We start from the raw sequence: 19391 nt of genomic DNA, 5'->3' as shown, positions 1-19391 counted from the left end.
TTGTTGCCATCCGTTGACGAATTTTCTTCTGCGTTGGAACCCGATGCTTCGACCTCATCGCTTTTCTTGCGACGGTTGCGTGGGCGACGGCGACGCGGCTTGGCGTCTTCTTCGTCGCCAGAGCTGGTGTTATCTGTCGCGGCCTCGGACTGGGCAGGGGCATCGGTGGATGCTTCTGCTTCCGGGGATTCTGCATTTGGCGTGTCAGATGCCTCGTCCTTGTCCTTGGTGCGCGGTTTGCGGCGTGAACGTGAACGGGACGGTTTCTTTTCTTTTTTCTGGCTGTCGTCGCCATCGCCGATATTGTCTTCGACGATTTCGGCGTCCTTGACCTGTGCGTTGCTTTGGGCATGGCCCTGCGCAATCGCTTCGCGGTCGGCAACCGGAATTTGATAATAGTCGGAGTGGATTTCGCTAAACGCAAGGAAACCATGACGGTTCCCGCCATAGTCAACGAAGGCCGCCTGAAGCGACGGTTCTACCCGCGTGACTTTCGCAAGATAGATATTACCCTTGATTTGTTTTTTCGTCGAAGTTTCGACGTCGTATTCTTCTAGGCGATTTCCATGAATAACAACGACGCGGCTTTCTTCCGCGTGCGTTGCATCGATAAGCATGCGTTTGACCATTCGGAACCTGTTCCTGTGGGCCCCGCCAGTTCAATGCTATGGGCGCAATTGCGCTGATATGCAAACAAACCGGCGTATCCGGAGGCGCCGCCCATAAAGGTCGCGATATGTCCTGTATGTATCTGGGTCATCGCGTGTCGGCTGCTCTTCCGGTTGGACCTGGTTTTGGTGTTGAAACAAAAGAATTAGATTGCGTGTCTTTTCGAGCGCGCCAAGACAGCCTTTTTGAGGAGGGCTCTATCGGGAGCGGGAATTGCCGCGTCACCGAGACACCGACCGTAAGAACTGCACTCGTCGCGTCCTCAGCCTGGTGGCATTTTGGTTGCTTACCACAAAGCTATTAGGAATCTCGCGAGCAACATATCTCTTTTATGCGTGTGCTACAAACAGTTTTGTTGCGCGATGTGACGACTTTCTGACTGTAACGCGTAAAAAAACACAGAAATCCGCGAGATTTTCTTTTTGGCGATTCATTTCCGGCAAATATATGAAAAGACACTGTTTTTACAGTGCTGCCATTCACCCCAGTCATCGCGGAAAGTTGAAAGGTATGCCTGACAAGTTCTGGTGTTGGTCAATTGCCCGTTAACCAACGCGTTGCTATAAGCTGTTAACAGATGCTCTTGCAGGTTAACAGGCGCTGAAACCACAAATGACTTCAAAGCACGCAGATTCACGTTCCATGACGAAAGCCGTCCGGTCGCGGTCGATCTTTACCAAGATCGTCCGAACGATGATGGTGCTGTTTGCGTTGCTGTTTACATCACAGATGATCGCCTCCACCGCATCGGCCGAACCTGCCAAGGTGCTCGGCGCGCGTTTGGGCGTTTATCCAGATTACACCCGGTTTGTGATCGATCTTGATCAGGAGGTCGACTTTACCTACTTCCTGCTGCCCGATCCGTATCGTATCATCATAGATATGCCCGAAATCGACTGGAATGCACCCCCGGGCAAGGTAACCTCGGGCGGTGGGTTGATTTCCGGTCTGCGTTACGGGCTGTTTAAACCCGGTACGTTCCGCGTGGTTCTGGACGTCGCACAGCCCTCACTGGTTTCCAAGATTTTTGCGCTGCCTCCTGGTGGGGGAAAGCCGAACCGTTTGGTGGTTGATCTCAAGCCGACCCAGCGCGAAGCCTTCCTGACCGCGTCGCGCCAAAGCATGGAAGCCTATTCCGCACGCAGCCGCAATGACACGAGTGCGACCGAACAAAGTGTCGATGTCGCCGTGCAGTCGGGCCGTGGCGGTGATGAAAAGCCGTTGATTGCCATTGATGCCGGTCATGGCGGGGTTGATCCAGGGGCGATCGGGGTCGGCAATGTCTATGAAAAGGACCTGACCCTTGCGGCAGCCCGCCAGCTTGCCGAGACTTTGACAGCATCGGGGCGCTATCGTGTGTTGTTGACGCGCGACAAGGACGTGTTCCTTAAGTTGCGTCAACGCGTGGACATCGCGCGCAAGAACAACGCTGACCTGTTCATTTCCCTGCATGCGGACTCGATTGGCAATCCCAAGCATCGCGGTGCATCGGTCTATACCCTGTCGGAAAACGCATCGGACAAAGAGGCCGCCGCACTGGCATCAAAGGAAAACAAGGCCGACGTTATTGCCGGTATTGATCTGTCAGATGAAAACACTTTGGTTCAAAGCATCCTGATCGATCTGGCGCAGCGTGAAACCATGAACCTGTCGGCAACGCTTGCTGCGAACATGGTTACCCAGCTTGCCCAAAGCATCGAGCTGCAGCGCCGCACCCATCGCTTCGCCGGTTTTGCGGTTCTAAAGGCACCTGATATCCCGTCTGCGCTGTTTGAAATGGGATATTTGTCAAACGCAACAGACGCCAAGCTGCTGCAAAGTCCCGCACATCGAAAAAAGATTGCCGAGGCCGTCATGCGGGCAATTGATATCTATTTCGAGAAACACAAGTTTTAAGAACCGGGTTTTAATAACCGTGCGTGACGCCAGCATGGCCGAAAACCCGGGCAAGCCGATTGTGTGCGGACGTCTTCACACAAAAACTTGTCGGGCGTGGCGGCTGTCACAACCTCGTCATTATTTTGCCGCTATAATGCGGACAAATCCGGGTTTTCGGCACGGGCATGCGAAATGTCTGCCGGAACATTGCATTTCCGCGAAGAGTGCATGAATATGCCCCCTTACCGGATCAGGCCAACAAAATGAAAAAGACCTGCTTACATGCGCATTCTACTTAGTATTTTCGGCTTTCTGTTCTTGATGGCGGTTGCGGGCGGAGCCGGTATGCTGGCGATCTTCTGGCATTTTGGTCAGGGACTTCCCGATTACACCCAGCTTGAAAATTACGAACCCGAGGTCATGACACGTGTGCATGCATCAGACGGGGCGCTGATTGCTGAATATGCGCGTGAAAAGCGCGTCTTCGTGCCGATTTCGGCCATTCCGCACAAGGTCATTGACGCGTTTGTCGCGGCTGAAGACAAAAACTTTTTCTCCCACCCCGGTATCGATTTTGCGTCGGTCTTGCGGGCGGCTGTGACCAACGTGGTCAATATGGGCACGGGCAAACGCCCGGTCGGTGCATCAACCATCACCCAGCAGGTCGCCAAGAACTTCCTTTTAACCAACGAAGTTTCCTATGAGCGCAAGATCAAGGAAGCGATCCTGTCCTTCCGGATCGAACGCGCGTTTTCCAAGGAACACATTCTCGAACTTTATTTGAACGAGATTTATCTCGGCAGTGGCAGCTATGGCGTGGCCGCAGCGGCGCTGCGCTATTTCGACAAGTCCCTTGATGAACTTGATGTCGAGGAAGCAGCCTATCTTGCCGCTCTGCCAAAGGCGCCTTCAAACTATCATCCGGTGCGCAACCACGACGAAGCCAAGGCACGTCGTAACTGGGTGATTGGCCGGATGCTGGAAGAAAAATACATCACCGAGGCCGAAGCACAGGCAGCGTGGTCATCCCCGCTTGAAGGAAAAACCCGTGAATCGGTTGATACCTATCAGGCCGATTTCTTTGCCGAAGAAGTCCGTCGCCAGCTTGTCGATCGCTACGGCGAGGGCATGCTGTATGACGGTGGCCTTTCGGTGCGTTCCACCGTCGTTCCGCGCTTACAGGATATTGCGGACAAAGCCCTGTTTGACGGGTTGGTCGAATATGACCGTCGTCATGGCTGGCGTGGCCCGATCACCAATATCGACCTTTCGGGCAACTGGCAACAGACCCTGCGCGAGGTCGAAACACCGACCGATATCCCGTGGGACCGTGCCGTGGTGCTTGATACCGATGCCAACGAGGCAAAACTGGGCCTGATGAATGGCGAACAGGGGCGCATTCCACTACGCTTCCTGACGTGGGCGCGCCCTTGGCAGAAGGGCCAGACATTGGGGGCTGTCGTCAACCGTCCATCCGATGTCCTCAAACCGGGTGATGTCATCTACGTCAAACATTTCGCTGAACTTGATGGCGAAACACTGCCGCCAAACACCTATGGCCTGCGCCAGATCCCGAATGTGAATGGCGGTCTGGTGGCAATGGATCCGCATACCGGTCGCGTATTGGCGATGTCCGGTGGTTTTTCGCATGACCTGTCGAAATTCAACCGTGCGACACAGGCCCGCCGTCAGCCGGGTTCGGCATTCAAGCCGTTTGTCTATCTTGCGGCCCTTGATCAGGGCTTTACGCCCTCGACACTGGTTCTGGATGCCCCGTTCGTCATTGATCAGGGACCGGGACTTGGTAAATGGAAGCCGGGCAACTATAGCGGCAAGTTCTATGGTCCTTCGACCATGCGTCTGGGGATTGAAAAATCGCGTAACCTTATGACGGTGCGTCTGGCGCAAACCATCGGTATGCCGACGGTGGTCGATTACGCGGAACGCTTTGGCATCGTCGATGAAATGCCAGATGTTCTGTCGATGTCGCTTGGTGCGGCGGAGACCACCGTCATGCGCCTGACCGCGGCATATGCCAAACTCGTCAATGGTGGCAAGGATATCACCCCGACCCTGATTGACCGTATTCAGGACCGCCGCGGCAACGTGATTTACCGTCGTGACGAACGCGAATGCGCGCAGTGTCAGGACGTGACCTTCCGCAATCAGATGCCACCGGATCTGCCAGATACCCGCGAACAACTGACCGATCCGGCCAGCGCATTCCAGATGGTTCACATTATGGAAGGTGTCATTTCACGCGGGACCGGTCGCCGCATCGCAGAGCTTGGCTATCCGCTGGCGGGCAAGACTGGCACAACCAATGATTCGCGCGATGCGTGGTTTGTCGGGTTCTCGCCGGATTTGGCCGTTGGCGTTTATGTCGGCTTTGATGACAACCGATCCCTTGGTGACAAGGAACAGGGCGCCAGTGCTGCCGCGCCGATCTGGAAGGAATTCATGCGCGGCGCACTTGAGGGCACCAAAGCCATCCCGTTCCGAACCCCACCGGGCATTCGCATGGTTCGTGTTGAAGCACGCACCGGTCTTCCGGCCCGTCCGGGCGATCAGGACGTGATTTGGGAGGCCTTCAAACCCGGCACGATCCCGGCATCAAACGACAATGTTATTGATGGCGGATATAGCGGTTCGGGTGGATCAGACAGCAGCGGCGGTTCGGTCGCCGGGCCGGGTGGTATCTACTAACCTGCTTGCTTGAGCCGACCCTGCCAACCCTTGTCGGGTTTGCAGACAATACATGATGAAAGCCGGATGTGATCAGCATCCGGCTTTTTTCGTTCAGTGACAGGTTCATCCGAATGATTTTGTTTTCGCTTGGGTCTTTTTACAAACCTGTTGAGTCATCAAAGCGTGACAAAACAATCAAGACACTGACATCGGCGTGTCATCGGATTTTGTCATGATCTTCAATGTATTGTTTCATACCCTGAAGAGGTTCTTGTGATGACTTTTCGTCTTTCCCGCCGAAAGTTTTTGACCCGCAGTGCGACTGCAGGTGCCGCAACGGCAATGGGTGGTTTCGTTATGCCGTCGATTTCACGTGCAACGGACCGTCCGATTACGATACACGGCGTTCAAAGTGGTGATGTCACCCAAAGCACTGCGTGCATCTGGGGGCGTGCGGATCGTGCGTCGCGCATGGTGACTGAAATCGCAACCACCGAAGGCTTTAAGAAATCGTTGCGTATTCCACATGTCGATGTGCTGCCAGAACGTGATTTTGCCGGTAAGCTTGCCCTTGCAGATCTGCCAGCAGGTCAGGACATTTTTTACAAGATCCATTTCGAGAACCTTGATGACGGGCGCGCATCGTCAGAGCCGATTATCGGGCATTTTCGTACAGCACCGGCAGCGAAGCGCAATATTCGTTTTGGCTGGTCCGGCGATACCGGCGGGCAGGGCTGGGGTATTGATGAAGACCGTGGTGGCATGAAAACCTATGCGACGATTGCCAGACACAACCCGGATTTCTTCATCCATTCCGGCGATACGATCTATGCCGACGGTCCGTTTGCCGAGACCAAGGAAACACCAGACGGCGAAATCTGAAAAACATCACCACCGAAGACACCGCCAAGGTTGCCGAGACACTGGATGAGTTCCGTGGCAATTACAAATACAACATGCTTGATCAGCATGTGCGCGAATTCAACCGTCTGGTGCCGGTGTATTATCAGTGGGATGACCACGAAGTAACCAACAACTGGTATCCGGGCGAGATGTTGCTGGGCGATGATCGTTATACCGAAAAATCTGCATCTTTGCTGGCTGCACGTGCCAATCGCGCCTTTCGTGAAATGCTGCCGATTACCGAACATGCATCCGAGCCGGGGCGGGTGTATCGCAAGGTGTCCTACGGGCCGTCTCTGGATATCTTCTTCCTTGATATGCGGACCTATCGTGGCACAAACGATGCAAATAACAGCCCGTCACCGACGGACAACACGGACTTCCTTGGTCGTGCGCAGATGGAATGGCTCAAACGGGGGCTTTTGAATTCAAAGGCGACCTGGAAAGTCATTGCTGCTGACATGCCGATTGGCATGATTGTCTATGATGACTGGAAAAACAAAAGCACGTTTGAAAACCTCGCCAATGGTGATGGTGCGCCAGCGGGGCGTGAGCTTGAAATCGTTGAACTGCTGCGTTTCATCAAGAATGCCAAAATCAACAATACGGTCTGGCTGACGGCGGACGTACATTACACCGCAGCCCATTACTATGACCCGAACAAGGCACATTTCCAGGATTTCGAACCTTTCTGGGAATTCGTATCTGGTCCGCTGCATGCGGGAACTTTTGGTCCGAATGATATGGACAACACATTCGGTCCGCAGGTCAAATTCACAAAACACCCGACCGAGGATCAGGGCATCAACCTGCCGCCATCCTATGGACTTCAGTTCTTCGGACTGGTGGATATTGATGCCGATACAGAACAGTTCCGCGTTTCGCTTCGCGATGTCGCTGACGAGGAGCTGTACACTGTAACGCTCGATCCGGTTTATTCCTGATCCAAATCTTTGTCTGCTTTGACTTTCATGACAGAACCCGGCACATCAATCGTGCCGGGTTTTTGCATTGTTGCAGGGGTTTCAAGCCGGGCAAAAACTGTTATAAGCCACGCCGACATTGCCGCATCATCCATGCGGTAAAACAGATTTTCAGACGAATAACGGAGACATCAATGCGCGCCGAAGCACAGGCATTGGTCGATGAAATCAAGCAGTCGATGGCACTGCTGAGGAGGCATCTTTGACTGGGATAACGCTCTTAGACGCCTGGACGAACTGAACACACTCGCCGAAGACCCGACCCTTTGGGATGACGCGGCGAATGCGCAGAAAGTCATGCGTGAACGTACCCAGCTTGATGACGCCATCAATGGCTATAAAAAGCTCGCCCAGGAACTCGAAGACAGTGTTGAACTGATCGAGCTTGGCGAAGCAGAAGGCGATAACGAGACGGTCGAGGAGGGCGAAGAAGCCCTGCGTTCGATCCGCGAGATCGCCGCAAAGCGCGAACTTGAAAGCCTGCTTTCGGGGGAAGCCGATTCCAATGACGCCTATCTTGAAATCCACGCCGGTGCCGGCGGGACAGAGGCGCAGGATTGGGCATCCATGCTCGCGCGTATGTATTACCGTTGGGCAGAGTCCAAGGGCTACAAGCTCGAAATGCTTGAAGAAAGTGACGGTGAGGAAGCCGGTATCAAATCGGTGACCTACAAGATCAGCGGTCACAATGCCTATGGCTGGCTCAAGAACGAAGTGGGCGTACATCGTCTGGTGCGTATTTCGCCTTATGACAGTTCCGCACGCCGCCATACCAGCTTCTCGTCGGTGTGGGTCTATCCGGTGATTGATGACGATATCGAAATCGAGATCCTGGACAAGGATCTTCGTATCGATACCTATCGCGCATCGGGTGCCGGTGGTCAGCACGTTAACAGAACCGATTCTGCCGTGCGTATGACCCATATTCCGACCGGTATTGTTGCCCAGTGTCAGAATGACCGGTCACAGCACAAAAACCGTGAAACGGCCATGAAGATGCTCAAAGCCCGTCTTTATGAGGCAGAGCTGCAAAAGCGCGAAGCCGAAGCACAGGCGGTTGAAGACAGCAAAACCGACATCGGTTGGGGCCATCAGATCAGATCGTACGTCCTGCAGCCTTATCAGATGATCAAGGACCTGCGTACCGGAACGGAAACGTCCGATACCCAGGGCGTTCTGAACGGCGATCTTGATGCCTTCATGGCAGCAGCCCTTGCCGCAAAGGTCACAGGCTCAGCAGGCGAAGTCGAAGATATCGACTGATTACGCTTTGCCAATCACGCGAATTTGCAAGCACCCCGCTGAAAAATCAGCGGGGTGTTTTTGCTTGAGCGGCCCGAAATGGCAAAAAAATCGGTTTTGTCCGTAAAAATCCTATTTCTGTCACAGAATTGCCGGATAGCTCTGCAAGAGTACGGTCAAGCACGATCTGTCTTACACAATAAAACACCCGGGCAATACGGGACACCGGCAGGTTGCGCGGAGCAAACATCCATACTCTCACGGGAAGATCCAAATGGCCCATCAGTCCCATGGTCCGGTCGCGGTTGGCGACCAGTTCAAACTCGCGACACCCAACGGTCCGATTTTCGAAGTTATCAAGATCCGCGAAATGGCACCGGTTGATCATGCGCTGATTACCAAGGTGCGTGATACCAAATCCCCAACCCTGATTTCGATCCACACATTGCTTGATCGGGATTTCTATATTCCGGTACCGCCGGAAAGTCGGCAACTGCCCGACAATGACGGCATATTGCGCGGTCTTTGATTGTCAATCGGATTGATACGCTGTTTAGCGCGATTTAAAGCGAAAAACAGGTTGGCTTGGCGGCCCGGACGCGATGAAATGGCAGCATGTAGAATTACCGCCATCCGGGGCCGCCACCATGTCCGATACCAAGATCGACCAGAACATTCTCGACCGCCTTTTTTCCGTGCTTGAAGACGATATTCTGCCAAAGACCCGTGCAGGCGTGTCGGATGGCAACAAGCTGTTTGGGGCGGCAATCCTGCGCAAGGATGACCTTTCGCTTGTGATTGCCGAAACCAACAATGAAACCGAAAACCCGCTCTGGCATGGTGAGGTCCATTGCCTGAAGCGGTTCTACGAGATCCCGGCTGATCAGCGCCCGGCAACGTCAGAACTGATTTTCCTTTCCACGCACGAGCCGTGCTCAATGTGTTTGTCGGCCATCACCTGGGCGGGGTTTGATAATTTCTATTATTTCTTCTCGTATGAAGATTCGCGCGATGCCTTCGCCATCCCTCATGATCTGAAAATCATGAAGGAGGTCTTCACCCTTGAAGACGGCGAATACAACAAATCCAACGCGTTCTGGGACAGCCATTCGATGATGGGCATGGTCGCAGAGATGCCAGAGGACAAGAAGGCGGATTATCAATCACGTGCCAGGGCGATATCAGATGAGTATGACCGCCTGTCCGCCAAATATCAGGACGGCAAGGCCGAAAACGACATCCCGCTAAACTAAAGCTTGTTGCAATCAGCTGATATGATTCCAGAGCCTCCTAGCATTGATATCGTTTTACCGTTTTAGCGGTCAGCGTAGAGACGCGGTTACGACAGCAAGGATGCATATTCTTCATCAGACCTTCGGCGACTTCTGGTGCGCTGGTTGATGTTAGCCGACGGCAGAGAAATCGACCGGTTGATCACCAGGATGTGTTCCTCAAGCAAGGCCTGGGCATCATCGAAATGGCCTTTTTCCATCAGGTCGCGCATCTGTGTGTGTTCGGCAAAGGAACGTTGCCAGAAATCCCCTTCACCCGATTGCAAGTGGGCCCGAAGGGCTCCCAGCGCGGTTGCGGTCAGATCATAGGCTTTTTCCAGATAGCGGTTGCCTGCATGTTGCAGAATTACACGGTGATACGCGCTGTCAGCGCGGCTGTAGAGCCGGAAATCCTGGGCATCTATTGCATGCTGCATTTGTACAATCGCTGCTGATAGACCTTGCACCAGACCGTCGGGATCGCATGTCAGAGCGCTTCCAAGTGCCTCCCGCTCCAACATCGCGCGAAAATGGCTCATCTCTTTGACTTCCTCGGGCGTGGGCGTAAAAACATATGTCCCGGCCTGCGGGACGATGCTGACCAGGCCCATGTCGCGCAGGTCTGTGAAAGCCGCACGTACGGGCGCCTTGCTCATGCCAAGCGCACGGGCAATTTGCTCCTCGGACAGCCGTTCACCAAAATCAAACTTGCCCGACACAATCGCATCGCGAAGTCGTTCACAAGCCTCTTGAGTGAGCGACACGGTACTCTCCTTCACATTCTCTGATTACCCCAGTGATGGCATCAATTGCCATCAATCCCCTGATTTTGCTCGGCTATAAAACACCAAACAATCCCTGTTGACAAGTCATTAAAATTCTAGAATTCTAGAATGGCAATTTTGATGAAGCCTATTTTCGACGAACACTCAAGAGGTCCTAATGTCCCGTTTTCGCCTGCTCACCCCCGATGCTCAATACCCAGATGACGCGCTGATAGAACGCCGCACGTCAGGTGATCAGGTCGACTGGGATATTTATCGCGAACGGTCGCCAGACAATATTCCTGCCGATGTGCTGGGCGCATGCGATGCGATGGTGGTATGGCATGAAATGCCCGTGAACCGCGCAGTGATTGAAAAACTTGATCGCTGCAAGGTGATCGTACGTGCTGGTGTCGGCTTTGATCATATCGATCTGGATGCTGCGGCCGAAGCTGGCATTCCTGTGTGTAACACCCCTGACTATGGCACAAGTGAAGTGGCTGATCATGCGATTGCACTGATGCTGACGATGCGCCGTGGTATCGGGTCTTATCACAGAAATCTGATGGAATCGCCGCGTGGCGGGTTTGACCATGCCCGTGCCCCGCTGCTGGGCAGGCTTCGCGGAAAAACATTCGGTGTTGTTGGTCTTGGGCGTATCGGTATTGCTGCGGCACTTCGCGCAAAGGCGTTTGGCATGCGCGTTCTGGCTTATGATCCGCTGGTTTCCCGGGGTACGGAAATTGCCGCCGGTGTTGACCGCTGTGATCGCCTCGAGGACCTTCTGGCCGAAAGTGATGTTGTCAGCCTGCACTGTCCGCTCACAGATGAAAGCCACCAGATGATCAATGCTGAACGGTTGGCCATGATGCAGCCCCATGCACTGCTGATCAACACGGCACGCGGGGCAATTATCGACATCGATGCGCTGCTTGATGCCTTGCGTAACGGTACGATTGCTGGTGCCGGTATTGATGTGCTGCCCACAGAACCGCCTGCACCCGAAGACGCAATTGCTATTGCCTATGCCAATGGCAAGGATCCGATTGTTGGGGAACGGCTGTTTCTAACCCCGCACGCAGCATGGTCGAGCCCCGAAAGTGTGGCGGATGCGCGCCGTCTTTCGGTTGAAACCGCGATGCTGTACCTGCGCGATGGTACGCTGCGCAATCTTGTCAACGCACCGGCACAGAACCGGGAGCGCAGCGTGGCCTGAACTCGTGCAGGGCACGACGTCCAATTTACGAAAAGGTCCAAAGGCATGGGATCACGGAAACATGCTTCAATCAGGGAGGAAAAACCATGAAACGATTAAATCTCAGCCTGGCGTTTGCTGCGCTCATGCTCGGCAGTACCACGGTTGCTGCACAGGAGTTTGATCTTACATTCCAGTCGGTTGACCCCGCCGGGAACCCCAACTTTGCCATTCAAAAAGAATGGACCGAGCGCGTCAATAAAATGTCGGGCGGGCGCATTGCCATCGAACTTCTGCCCGTCGGCTCGGTCGTTGATTACAGCGAAACACAGGAAGCCGTTGGCAGCGGTATTCTGGATGGCCACATCACGGATGTAAGCTATTTTTCCGGCAAAGACCCGGCATTTGGCCTTATTGCCAACCCAATCGGCGCATGGGCATCGCCAGATGAAATGTTCCGCTTCATCAACTATGGCGGTGGCTATGAGTTGATGAATGAGCTTGAAGGACCTTACGGGTTACATTTTGTCGGCGCGACGACAACCGGCCTGGAAGGCTTTGTGTCTGACCGCCCGCTTGATGGCGTTGCCGATCTCAAGGGCCTGAAAGTGCGTGCGCCCGAAGGCCTCATTCAAGAAGTCTTTGCTGCTGCGGGTGCCGTACCGGTGAACCTGCCGTATTCTGAGGTCTACACATCCCTTGATAAGGGTGTGATTGATGCGGCTGACTCTACGGTGTTTTCAACTAACCACCAGCAAGGTCTGCACAAAGTCGGTGTCCATCCGGTCTATCCGGGTTTTCATTCCATGCCGTTGGTTGAGGTTGCGATGAACCTCGACACATGGAACGCAATGCCAGAAGACCTGCAGGAAATCATGACGGTTTCCGTACGCGACTTTGCCCAGGATGCTGTGGCCCAGTTGTCAATGAATGATCTGAAAGCTGTGGCCGAGGCAAAAGCAGATCCGTCGATTACAGTTCACAACTGGTCGGCCGAGGAACGCGCAAAGTTCCGCACCATTGCAATGGATCAATGGTCAAAAGTCGCTGCGCAATCTGAAAATGCGCAAAAGGTCTATGACTTGCTGACTGAATATCTGGAATCGCAAGGTCTGCTGGACTGACGCAAATCTTCCGGGTGCGTTGATCGCACCCGGATATCCCTTCCGATCATTACTCCGCTTGAAACGATTGGCCCGCCATGTCCGAGCGCCTCGACGATACCCCTATGGCACCTGATGTGCCGCAAACCAGTCTCTCCAATCAAGAAGCCCTGTCCGAAGCCGGATGGCTCGGACGCGCCATAACGGTTGCAGCACGCGGATTTACCGTATGTATCCTTGCTGCGATGGCGATCCTCGTGATGGAGGTTTTTCTGCGCTATGTGTTCAACCGACCGACAATATGGGCGCATGAGACATCCATATTTCTAAGTGCCGTCACCTTTATCTTTGGCGGGCTTTACTGTGTCGCACGCAACACGCATATCCGCGTTGTCCTGATTTATGATGTTGTCAGAGCGTCCCTGCGTCATTTGCTCGACGTGGTCATTTCGATCGCCTGTCTTGGGGCCAGCCTGTTCTTCGCATGGGCCTCGTGGCTGATGGTTAAAAAGGCGATGTTTCGTCCCGATGGCAGCTTCTTTCTGGAAACCACCGGAAGCGCCTGGAACTCGCCAGCACCTGCAGTGCTGAAAATATTCCTGTTCTGCGTGCTCGTTGCCATGAGCCTCCAGTTTCTCATCCTGACTTTCAATTACGCACGTGGCTGCAAAGCGCCAAAAGGGCATGACGATGTTTGACCTTCTTGATCTTGGACTGAACCTCAAGGCGTTGGGGATCGGCTGGGGAACATTGCTGATGTTTGCCCTTCTGGTCGTACTGTTACTGACCGGAACGCCATTGGCCATGGTGACACTCCTTGTCGCACTGATCTTTGCGGTGGGCTGGTTTGGGCCAAGTTCCGTGCCGTTGATCACCAGCCGTGTCTACAGCTTCGTGTCATCCTTTGTGTTTGTGTCGGTACCGATGTTCGTGCTGATGGCGGCCATCCTTGACCGGTCGGGCATTGCGCGTGACTTGTTTGACGCGATGAAACTTGTTGGCGGTCGCCTGCGCGGCGGCGTTGCTGTCCAGACGATTTTCGTGGCCGTCATTCTTGCGGCAATGAGCGGCATTATTGGTGGTGAAATCGTGCTGCTTGGCCTTGTCGCCCTGCCACAGATGCTGCGCCTTGGCTACAACCGGCGTCTGGCAATTGGTGTGGTCTGCGCTGGCGGGTCGCTTGGCACAATGGTTCCGCCATCCATCGTCCTGATTATTTATGGCCTGACCGCCAATGTTTCGGTCGGCGATCTTTTTACCGCCGCCTTTGTACCGGGCTTCATGCTGGCGGGGCTTTATATCGCCTATATTCTACTGCGTTCCTATCTTGATCCGAACGCCGCACCGCCCCCGCCCAAAGAGCGCGTCTCGTTCCGCGATAACTTGCCGCTATTGCGTGGTCTTGTTTTGCCCTTGCTGGTGGTGTTTGTCGTTCTTGGGTCAATTTACGGCGGCATTGCGTCAGTGACCGAGGCATCGGCGATTGGCGTTGCAGGTGTCATCGTTTCAACGATCCTGCGTCGGGAATTCTCGTTTAGGATACTGCTTGATGCAGCCCTGCATACATTGGCAACTGTCGGCATGATCATGTGGATTGGCATTGGCGCAAGTGCACTGGTTGGCGTTTACAACCTGATGGGCGGCATTCGCTTTGTTTCGCAGCTGATTACCGGCATTTCAAACGAGCCGATGATCATTATCCTGTTCATGATGCTGATCCTCTTTATCCTCGGCATGTTTCTCGACTGGGTGGGCATCGCACTTTTGACTATGCCCATTTTCGTCCCAATCATTCTGGAGCTTGGTTACGATCCGGTCTGGTTCGGTGTGCTGTTTGCCATGAACATGCAGGTTTCATTCCTCACGCCGCCTTTCGGGCCTGCCGCATTCTATTTAAAAAGCGTGACGCCGCCCGACATCACCCTTGGCGAGATATTCAAATCGCTTGCGCCGTTCATTTGCCTTCAGGTGCTGGCCGTCGGCCTGCTTGTCCTATTCCCGGCAATCGCAATTCACTAGCACAACATTTCCAGGTACCGACATGAACCGTAATTTAGACGGCGAGTACGATTATATTATCATTGGTGCAGGCACGGCGGGGTGCGTACTGGCAAACCGGTTGAGCGAGAACCCGGCCAACCGCGTTCTGTTGATCGAGGCGGGCGGGAAAGACACCTATCCATGGATCCACATTCCTGTCGGCTATCTTTACTGCATGGGCAATCCACGCACCGACTGGATGATGAAAACCACCACCGAAGCGGGTCTGAACGGTCGCCAACTGGCCTATCCGCGTGGCAAGGTTCTGGGGGGATGCAGTTCGATCAACGGCATGATCTATATGCGTGGTCAGGCCGCCGATTATGACGGCTGGGCACAGATGGGAAATACCGGTTGGGGCTGGGATGATGTGCTTCCGTATTTCGTCCGCTCCGAGGACCGACCCGGTGGTGATGGCAAGATGCACGGGCAGGGTGGCGAATGGAAAGTTGCCCGCCAGCGTCTCAAATGGGATCTGCTTGATGACTTTCAGCGCGCCGCACAGGAAATGGGTGTGCCACCGACCGATGATTTCAACAGCGGTGACAACGAGGGGGCCGGCTATTTCGAGGTCAACCAGAATGGTGGTCGCCGATGGAGTGCTGCACGGGCCTTTCTCAAACCCGCTCTGAAGCGCCACAATCTGCGCCTTTTAACCCACACACATGTCGAGGCAATCACGTTTGAGGACGGCCGCGCGAATGCTGTGACTATTCGACAAAACGGTGTGTCCGTTCAAGCATCAGCCAAAGCAGAGATTATTCTTGCTGCTGGTGCAATTCATTCGCCGGCATTGCTCGAAGCATCAGGGCTCGGGCAGGGTGAACGTCTTAAAAATGCGGGTATTGCGGTGCATCGTGACATGCCTGATGTCGGTGAAAACTTGCAGGATCACCTCCAGCTCCGGATGATTTTTCGCGTTGAAAATGCCCGCACGCTTAATCAGATCGCCAATTCCTGGTTGGGGAAAATGAGCATGGGCGCAAGTTATCTCTGGAGCCGATCTGGCCCGCTGTCCATGGCTCCCAGCCAGTTTGGAATCTTCACCAAAAGCAGTCCTGAAATCGAGACACCTGATCTTGAATATCATATTCAACCTCTGTCCACGGACAAGCTCGGAGACCCGCTTCATCCGTATCCGGCTGTTACGGTATCTGTATGTAATCTGCGCCCAGACAGCCGCGGCTCCACCCATATATCGTCCGACGGACCATCTGCACATCCCGACATTTCCCCGCGCTATCTTAGCGCAAGTCGCGACATTGATGTCGCGCTTCGCGCACTGCGTCAGGCGCGGGAATTAATGACCATGCCGGCATTGAAAAAATATGCCCCGCACGAAGATCTGCCCGGTGCCGACATCATTGATGATGCCGATCTGGCGCGTGCCGCTGGCGATATCGGCACAACCATATTCCATCCGGTTGGCACTTGCCGGATGGGGATTGATGACGCGGCGGTGGTAGATCCGCAATTGCGGGTGCGCGGTGTAACCGGTTTGCGCATTGTTGATGCCTCCATCATGCCGCGCATTGTATCGGGTAACACCGCCTCGCCGGTGGTGATGATCGCGGAAAAAGCCGCCGACATGATCCTGCGCTCTGCCTCATAGCCCAATTGAAAGAACATTTTTGAAAGGACTTAATAATGAAGTTTCTTCGCTACGGACCGATCGGGCGTGAAAAGCCCGGATGCCTTGATCAGGAAGGGAACATTCGCGATCTTTCCGCTTTGATTGCCGATTTCACTCCCGATACTGTGACCTGCGAAGAGCTGACGGCTTTGGCGGATCGTGATCTGTCTGATTTGCCAGTTGTTGATCCGCAAACCCGTATCGGCCCGTGCGTTGGCGCGGCGCGCAATTTTTATGCGGTGGGATTGAACTATGCCCGCCATGCCCGCGAAACCAACAATCCCGAACCAAAAGAACCGGTGCTTTTTTCAAAATCGACATCGTCCATTTGTGGGCCGAATGACCCGATCATTTTGCCGCGCGGTTCGGTCAAAACAGACTGGGAAGTTGAACTGGGCATCATCATTGGCCGTCCCTGCAGCTATGTCAGCGAAGACGACGCACTTGATTACGTGGCAGGCTTTGCCACCATCAACGATGTTAGCGAGCGCGCCTATCAGATCGAACGCGGTGGACAATGGATCAAGGGGAAATCATCACCAAATTTCGGCCCGCTGGGCCCATGGCTGGTTACCCCTGATGAAGCCGGTGACCCTCAAAACCTGAGCCTGCGTCTTTCTGTAAACGGCGAAACTGTGCAGAACAGCACGACTGCTGATATGATTTTCTCCGTGGCTGAAATCATATCCTATATGTCGGGATTCATGCGTCTGATGCCGGGCGATATCATCGCGACCGGTACGCCCGAAGGTGTTGGTATGGGGCTCGCACCCCAGCGATTTTTAAACGCAGGAGATGTCGTCGAACTATCTGTCGAGGGGCTTGGCTCTCAGCGTCAGACCGTTGTAGCAAACCAACAGTGACGACTTGTTTCTGAAGTGTACGAGGTGCGTCACTGGTCTGTTTTCATCAGGCCAGTGACGTCCAATCCCCTGCTGTGACCGAATGGATGTAAATGTTGATTCAGTCGGGACACTGAAACCAACACCGATAGTCACTTGAGTTCGGGCCCTTCAATTCCTTCGATCTCACGTCTGAGTCCGAATCTGGCGAGTTTTGTTGATCAATTCTGCTAAACTGTCGGGTATGGAACAGCTCAATAACGATATTTGCTATCAGGCACTCAAAACTCGGGACCGTCGGTTTGACGGGCGGTTTTATACTGCTGTGCGGACCACCGGGATTTTCTGTCGCCCGATTTGCCCGGCCGTCACGCCCAAGCGCGACAATGTGGAATTTTACCCAAGTGCCGAGGCCGCGATAGCCCATGGGTTTCGCCCATGCCTGCGCTGCCGTCCCGAAGCCGCACCGGGCAGTCCGGCCAGTGCCGGGGTGCACGCAACTGTTGCCCGTGCGGTGCGTCTGATTGATCAGGGCGCGCTTGAAAATGGATCGATTGCCGATCTGGCGGATCGACTTGGCGTTGGCGACCGGCATTTGCGGCGAATATTCAGGGATCATACCGGCGTCACCCCGCAGGAACACGCCAAGGCGCGGCGACTGCTCCGTGCGCGGCAGTTGATTGTTGATAGCAACCTGACCATGACTGAAATCGCTGATATTGCCGGGTTTGGCAGTTTGCGGCGTTTCAACGATGCGATGAAACAGGCCTATGGACAGGCACCGACGGCCTTTCGACGGGGAATCAAAACCAGCACGCAGAAACCGGCAAAAGTGGATGATCCGTTTGCGGCGCGACGTGACGATTTGATTTTGCGACTTCGTGCCCGCCAACCGTTTGATGCCGAGTATCTTTTGGCCTTCTTCCGCGCCCGCGCCATTCCCGGTTTGGAAACGGTCCGTGAACGGACATATGTGCGCGGTTTCAAGATTGATGGACAGGTCGGGTTGATGATCTGTCATTTCAGTACGGATCAAAGTGGTGTGGATGTCATTCTGCGTGGTCCGGGGCGTGAAGCGGTGCTTGAAATTGGCGCACGGGTCAGAAGGTTATTTGATCTTGATGCTGATGTGCCCTCCATTACCGCGCAATTTGCCAAGGACGTGTTGCTTGCACCTTTGGTGAAGAAACGTCCCGGCCTTCGTGTGCCGGGATGCTGGGAGAGGTTCGAATTAGCACTGCGCGCCGTTCTGGGACAACAGGTCTCGGTGGCGGCGGCGCGCACCCTGGCCGGGCGGCTGGTCGCACGTTTTGGCGATGCATTGCCCGATGATCTTGTGACGGGAACAGGTATCACACATGTGTTTCCGACACCTCAAAGCCTGATCAGGCAGGAATTGATCCCGATTGGACTGACCACGCGCCGGGCGCAAACCCTTGCCGATGTGATTGATCTGTTTGCCAGACCTGATTGTGATCAGATGTCCGCAGATGAACTGATTGCCGCCATGACCGCGATCAAGGGCATTGGCCCCTGGACCTTGAACTATTTTGGCCTGCGCGGACTTGGTGACCCGGATGCCTTCCCCGCAGCCGATCTTGGCATCCTTAAGGCGTCAAGTATGGGCGGTGGTCCGGACAAGGCCAAGGCGCTCGAAACCGTTTCGGAAAACTGGCGGCCATGGCGGGCCTATGCCGCACAGTATCTTTGGTCCGCTTTGGAAGGAGAATGACGATGACAACCCAAATCAACGTCGTACGTTATGCCAGCCCAATCGGGGAACTCTCGCTTGCGAGCATTGGTTGCAAGCTGGTGCATCTTGATTTCGAAGACAATGACGACCGACTACACATCATTCAAAACCGGCGTTTCAAAGACCTTGAATGGCAAGAAGGCGGGCAAGCACCCGCAGCGGTGATCAAGTGGCTGGATGACTACTTCGCAGGCACTGTCAGGGCTTTGCCAACAGATGCGATCAATATGGTCGGTACCGCGTTTCAGAAATCGGTTTGGGATGCCCTGATCACGATACCGAGTGGCAAAAGCGTCTCTTACGCCCGGCTGGCCGATCAGTTGGGCAACCCCAAGGCGGTTCGGGCGGTGGCGCGGGCCAATGCGCTTAACCCGGTATCGATTATTGTGCCGTGCCATCGGGTGATCGGATCAAACGGTACCCTGAC

At 54.4% G+C, this 19391-nt stretch carries 18 protein-coding genes; 15 read left to right on the top strand and 3 right to left on the bottom strand.

What is annotated here, in order from left to right:
* Positions 1–629 (bottom strand): S1 RNA-binding domain-containing protein (locus B2R48_RS15095; protein WP_297002027.1); only part of this gene is annotated, 629 nt, incomplete at its 3' end.
* 682 nt (positions 630–1311) lie between these two features.
* On the opposite strand from B2R48_RS15095, the gene B2R48_RS15090 reads away from it, so the two are divergent.
* From B2R48_RS15090 to B2R48_RS15075, 4 genes are all read left to right on the top strand, one after another.
* On the top strand, positions 1312–2565 hold the full coding sequence (locus B2R48_RS15090) for an N-acetylmuramoyl-L-alanine amidase (RefSeq protein WP_297002024.1): 1254 nt from the start codon (positions 1312–1314) through the stop codon (positions 2563–2565).
* Positions 2566–2829: 264 nt separating this feature from the next.
* Positions 2830–5253, top strand: coding sequence for a penicillin-binding protein 1A (locus tag B2R48_RS15085; protein ID WP_297002021.1), 2424 nt, complete (start codon positions 2830–2832; stop codon positions 5251–5253).
* A gap of 258 nt (positions 5254–5511) precedes the next feature.
* Positions 5512–6117, top strand: coding sequence for an alkaline phosphatase D family protein (locus B2R48_RS15080; protein ID WP_297002019.1), 606 nt, complete (start codon positions 5512–5514; stop codon positions 6115–6117).
* Positions 6114–7082 carry an alkaline phosphatase D family protein gene (locus tag B2R48_RS15075; RefSeq protein ID WP_349676148.1) on the top strand — a complete coding sequence of 323 codons (969 nt, stop codon included), beginning with the start codon at positions 6114–6116 and terminating at the stop codon, positions 7080–7082. The genes B2R48_RS15080 and B2R48_RS15075 overlap by 4 nt, the downstream gene beginning before the upstream one ends.
* On the opposite strand, the gene B2R48_RS15070 is transcribed toward B2R48_RS15075, so the two are convergent.
* Positions 7073–7216 (bottom strand): hypothetical protein, encoded by a 144-nt coding sequence (locus B2R48_RS15070; RefSeq protein ID WP_297002016.1) that lies wholly within the window; start codon positions 7214–7216, stop codon positions 7073–7075. The genes B2R48_RS15075 and B2R48_RS15070 overlap by 10 nt on opposite strands.
* A gap of 39 nt (positions 7217–7255) precedes the next feature.
* On the opposite strand from B2R48_RS15070, the gene prfB reads away from it, so the two are divergent.
* The 3 genes from prfB to B2R48_RS15055 all read left to right on the top strand — a co-directional run bounded on the left by prfB (position 7256) and on the right by B2R48_RS15055 (position 9616).
* Positions 7256–8384, top strand: a protein-coding gene (gene prfB, locus B2R48_RS15065; RefSeq protein WP_114129891.1) for a peptide chain release factor 2 whose coding sequence is annotated in 2 segments (ribosomal slippage) — positions 7256–7324 and positions 7326–8384 — 1128 coding nt in all. Because the reading frame shifts where the segments join, the coding sequence is not laid out codon by codon here.
* Positions 8385–8637: 253 nt separating this feature from the next.
* Positions 8638–8892, top strand: coding sequence for a hypothetical protein (locus B2R48_RS15060; protein ID WP_213474485.1), 255 nt, complete (start codon positions 8638–8640; stop codon positions 8890–8892).
* Between the two features lie 118 nt (positions 8893–9010).
* On the top strand, positions 9011–9616 hold the full coding sequence (locus tag B2R48_RS15055) for a nucleoside deaminase (protein WP_297002009.1): 606 nt from the start codon (positions 9011–9013) through the stop codon (positions 9614–9616).
* 86 nt (positions 9617–9702) lie between these two features.
* Here the strand turns inward: B2R48_RS15055 and B2R48_RS15050 are convergent, their stop codons facing one another.
* Entirely contained in the window at positions 9703–10398 is a 696-nt protein-coding gene (locus tag B2R48_RS15050; RefSeq protein WP_297002006.1) for a GntR family transcriptional regulator, read from the bottom strand.
* A 178-nt stretch (positions 10399–10576) separates the two neighbouring features.
* On the opposite strand from B2R48_RS15050, the gene B2R48_RS15045 reads away from it, so the two are divergent.
* From B2R48_RS15045 to B2R48_RS15010, 8 genes are all read left to right on the top strand, one after another.
* Positions 10577–11614: a C-terminal binding protein gene (locus tag B2R48_RS15045; RefSeq protein WP_297002002.1), complete on the top strand. Its 1038-nt coding sequence runs from the start codon at positions 10577–10579 to the stop codon at positions 11612–11614.
* Positions 11615–11700: 86 nt separating this feature from the next.
* Entirely contained in the window at positions 11701–12717 is a 1017-nt protein-coding gene (locus B2R48_RS15040; protein ID WP_213474489.1) for a TRAP transporter substrate-binding protein, read from the top strand.
* 77 nt (positions 12718–12794) lie between these two features.
* Positions 12795–13394: a TRAP transporter small permease subunit gene (locus tag B2R48_RS15035; RefSeq protein ID WP_297001999.1), complete on the top strand. Its 600-nt coding sequence runs from the start codon at positions 12795–12797 to the stop codon at positions 13392–13394.
* Positions 13387–14715, top strand: coding sequence for a TRAP transporter large permease (locus tag B2R48_RS15030; RefSeq protein ID WP_297001996.1), 1329 nt, complete (start codon positions 13387–13389; stop codon positions 14713–14715). The genes B2R48_RS15035 and B2R48_RS15030 overlap by 8 nt, the downstream gene beginning before the upstream one ends.
* A gap of 22 nt (positions 14716–14737) precedes the next feature.
* Entirely contained in the window at positions 14738–16348 is a 1611-nt protein-coding gene (locus B2R48_RS15025; protein ID WP_297001994.1) for a GMC family oxidoreductase, read from the top strand.
* A gap of 35 nt (positions 16349–16383) precedes the next feature.
* Positions 16384–17232, top strand: coding sequence for a fumarylacetoacetate hydrolase family protein (locus tag B2R48_RS15020; RefSeq protein ID WP_297001990.1), 849 nt, complete (start codon positions 16384–16386; stop codon positions 17230–17232).
* Between the two features lie 196 nt (positions 17233–17428).
* Positions 17429–18943, top strand: coding sequence for a DNA-3-methyladenine glycosylase 2 family protein (locus B2R48_RS15015; protein WP_297001987.1), 1515 nt, complete (start codon positions 17429–17431; stop codon positions 18941–18943).
* A 2-nt stretch (positions 18944–18945) separates the two neighbouring features.
* Positions 18946–19391 (top strand): methylated-DNA--[protein]-cysteine S-methyltransferase (locus tag B2R48_RS15010; RefSeq protein ID WP_297001984.1); only part of this gene is annotated, 446 nt, incomplete at its 3' end.

The organism is Thalassospira sp. UBA848 (genome assembly GCF_002295455.1).
Classification (GTDB): Bacteria; Pseudomonadota; Alphaproteobacteria; order Rhodospirillales; family Thalassospiraceae; genus Thalassospira.
Note: the sequence above shows the minus strand (reverse complement) of the source record. Positions and strands in the feature narration are given on the sequence as shown.

What these genes read in the sequence shown, in the direction of transcription:
- B2R48_RS15020 (WP_297001990.1), top strand. Translation starts at nt 16,384, where the DNA reads ATGAAGTTTCTTCGCTACGGACCGATCGGGCGTGAAAAGCCCGGATGC.
- B2R48_RS15030 (WP_297001996.1), top strand. Translation starts at nt 13,387, where the DNA reads ATGTTTGACCTTCTTGATCTTGGACTGAACCTCAAGGCGTTGGGGATC.
- B2R48_RS15060 (WP_213474485.1), top strand. Translation starts at nt 8,638, where the DNA reads ATGGCCCATCAGTCCCATGGTCCGGTCGCGGTTGGCGACCAGTTCAAA.
- B2R48_RS15090 (WP_297002024.1), top strand. Translation starts at nt 1,312, where the DNA reads ATGACGAAAGCCGTCCGGTCGCGGTCGATCTTTACCAAGATCGTCCGA.
- B2R48_RS15040 (WP_213474489.1), top strand. Translation starts at nt 11,701, where the DNA reads ATGAAACGATTAAATCTCAGCCTGGCGTTTGCTGCGCTCATGCTCGGC.
- B2R48_RS15035 (WP_297001999.1), top strand. Translation starts at nt 12,795, where the DNA reads ATGTCCGAGCGCCTCGACGATACCCCTATGGCACCTGATGTGCCGCAA.
- B2R48_RS15080 (WP_297002019.1), top strand. Translation starts at nt 5,512, where the DNA reads ATGACTTTTCGTCTTTCCCGCCGAAAGTTTTTGACCCGCAGTGCGACT.
- B2R48_RS15085 (WP_297002021.1), top strand. Translation starts at nt 2,830, where the DNA reads ATGCGCATTCTACTTAGTATTTTCGGCTTTCTGTTCTTGATGGCGGTT.
- B2R48_RS15045 (WP_297002002.1), top strand. Translation starts at nt 10,577, where the DNA reads ATGTCCCGTTTTCGCCTGCTCACCCCCGATGCTCAATACCCAGATGAC.
- B2R48_RS15055 (WP_297002009.1), top strand. Translation starts at nt 9,011, where the DNA reads ATGTCCGATACCAAGATCGACCAGAACATTCTCGACCGCCTTTTTTCC.
- B2R48_RS15070 (WP_297002016.1), bottom strand. Translation starts at nt 7,216, where the DNA reads ATGGATGATGCGGCAATGTCGGCGTGGCTTATAACAGTTTTTGCCCGG.
- B2R48_RS15025 (WP_297001994.1), top strand. Translation starts at nt 14,738, where the DNA reads ATGAACCGTAATTTAGACGGCGAGTACGATTATATTATCATTGGTGCA.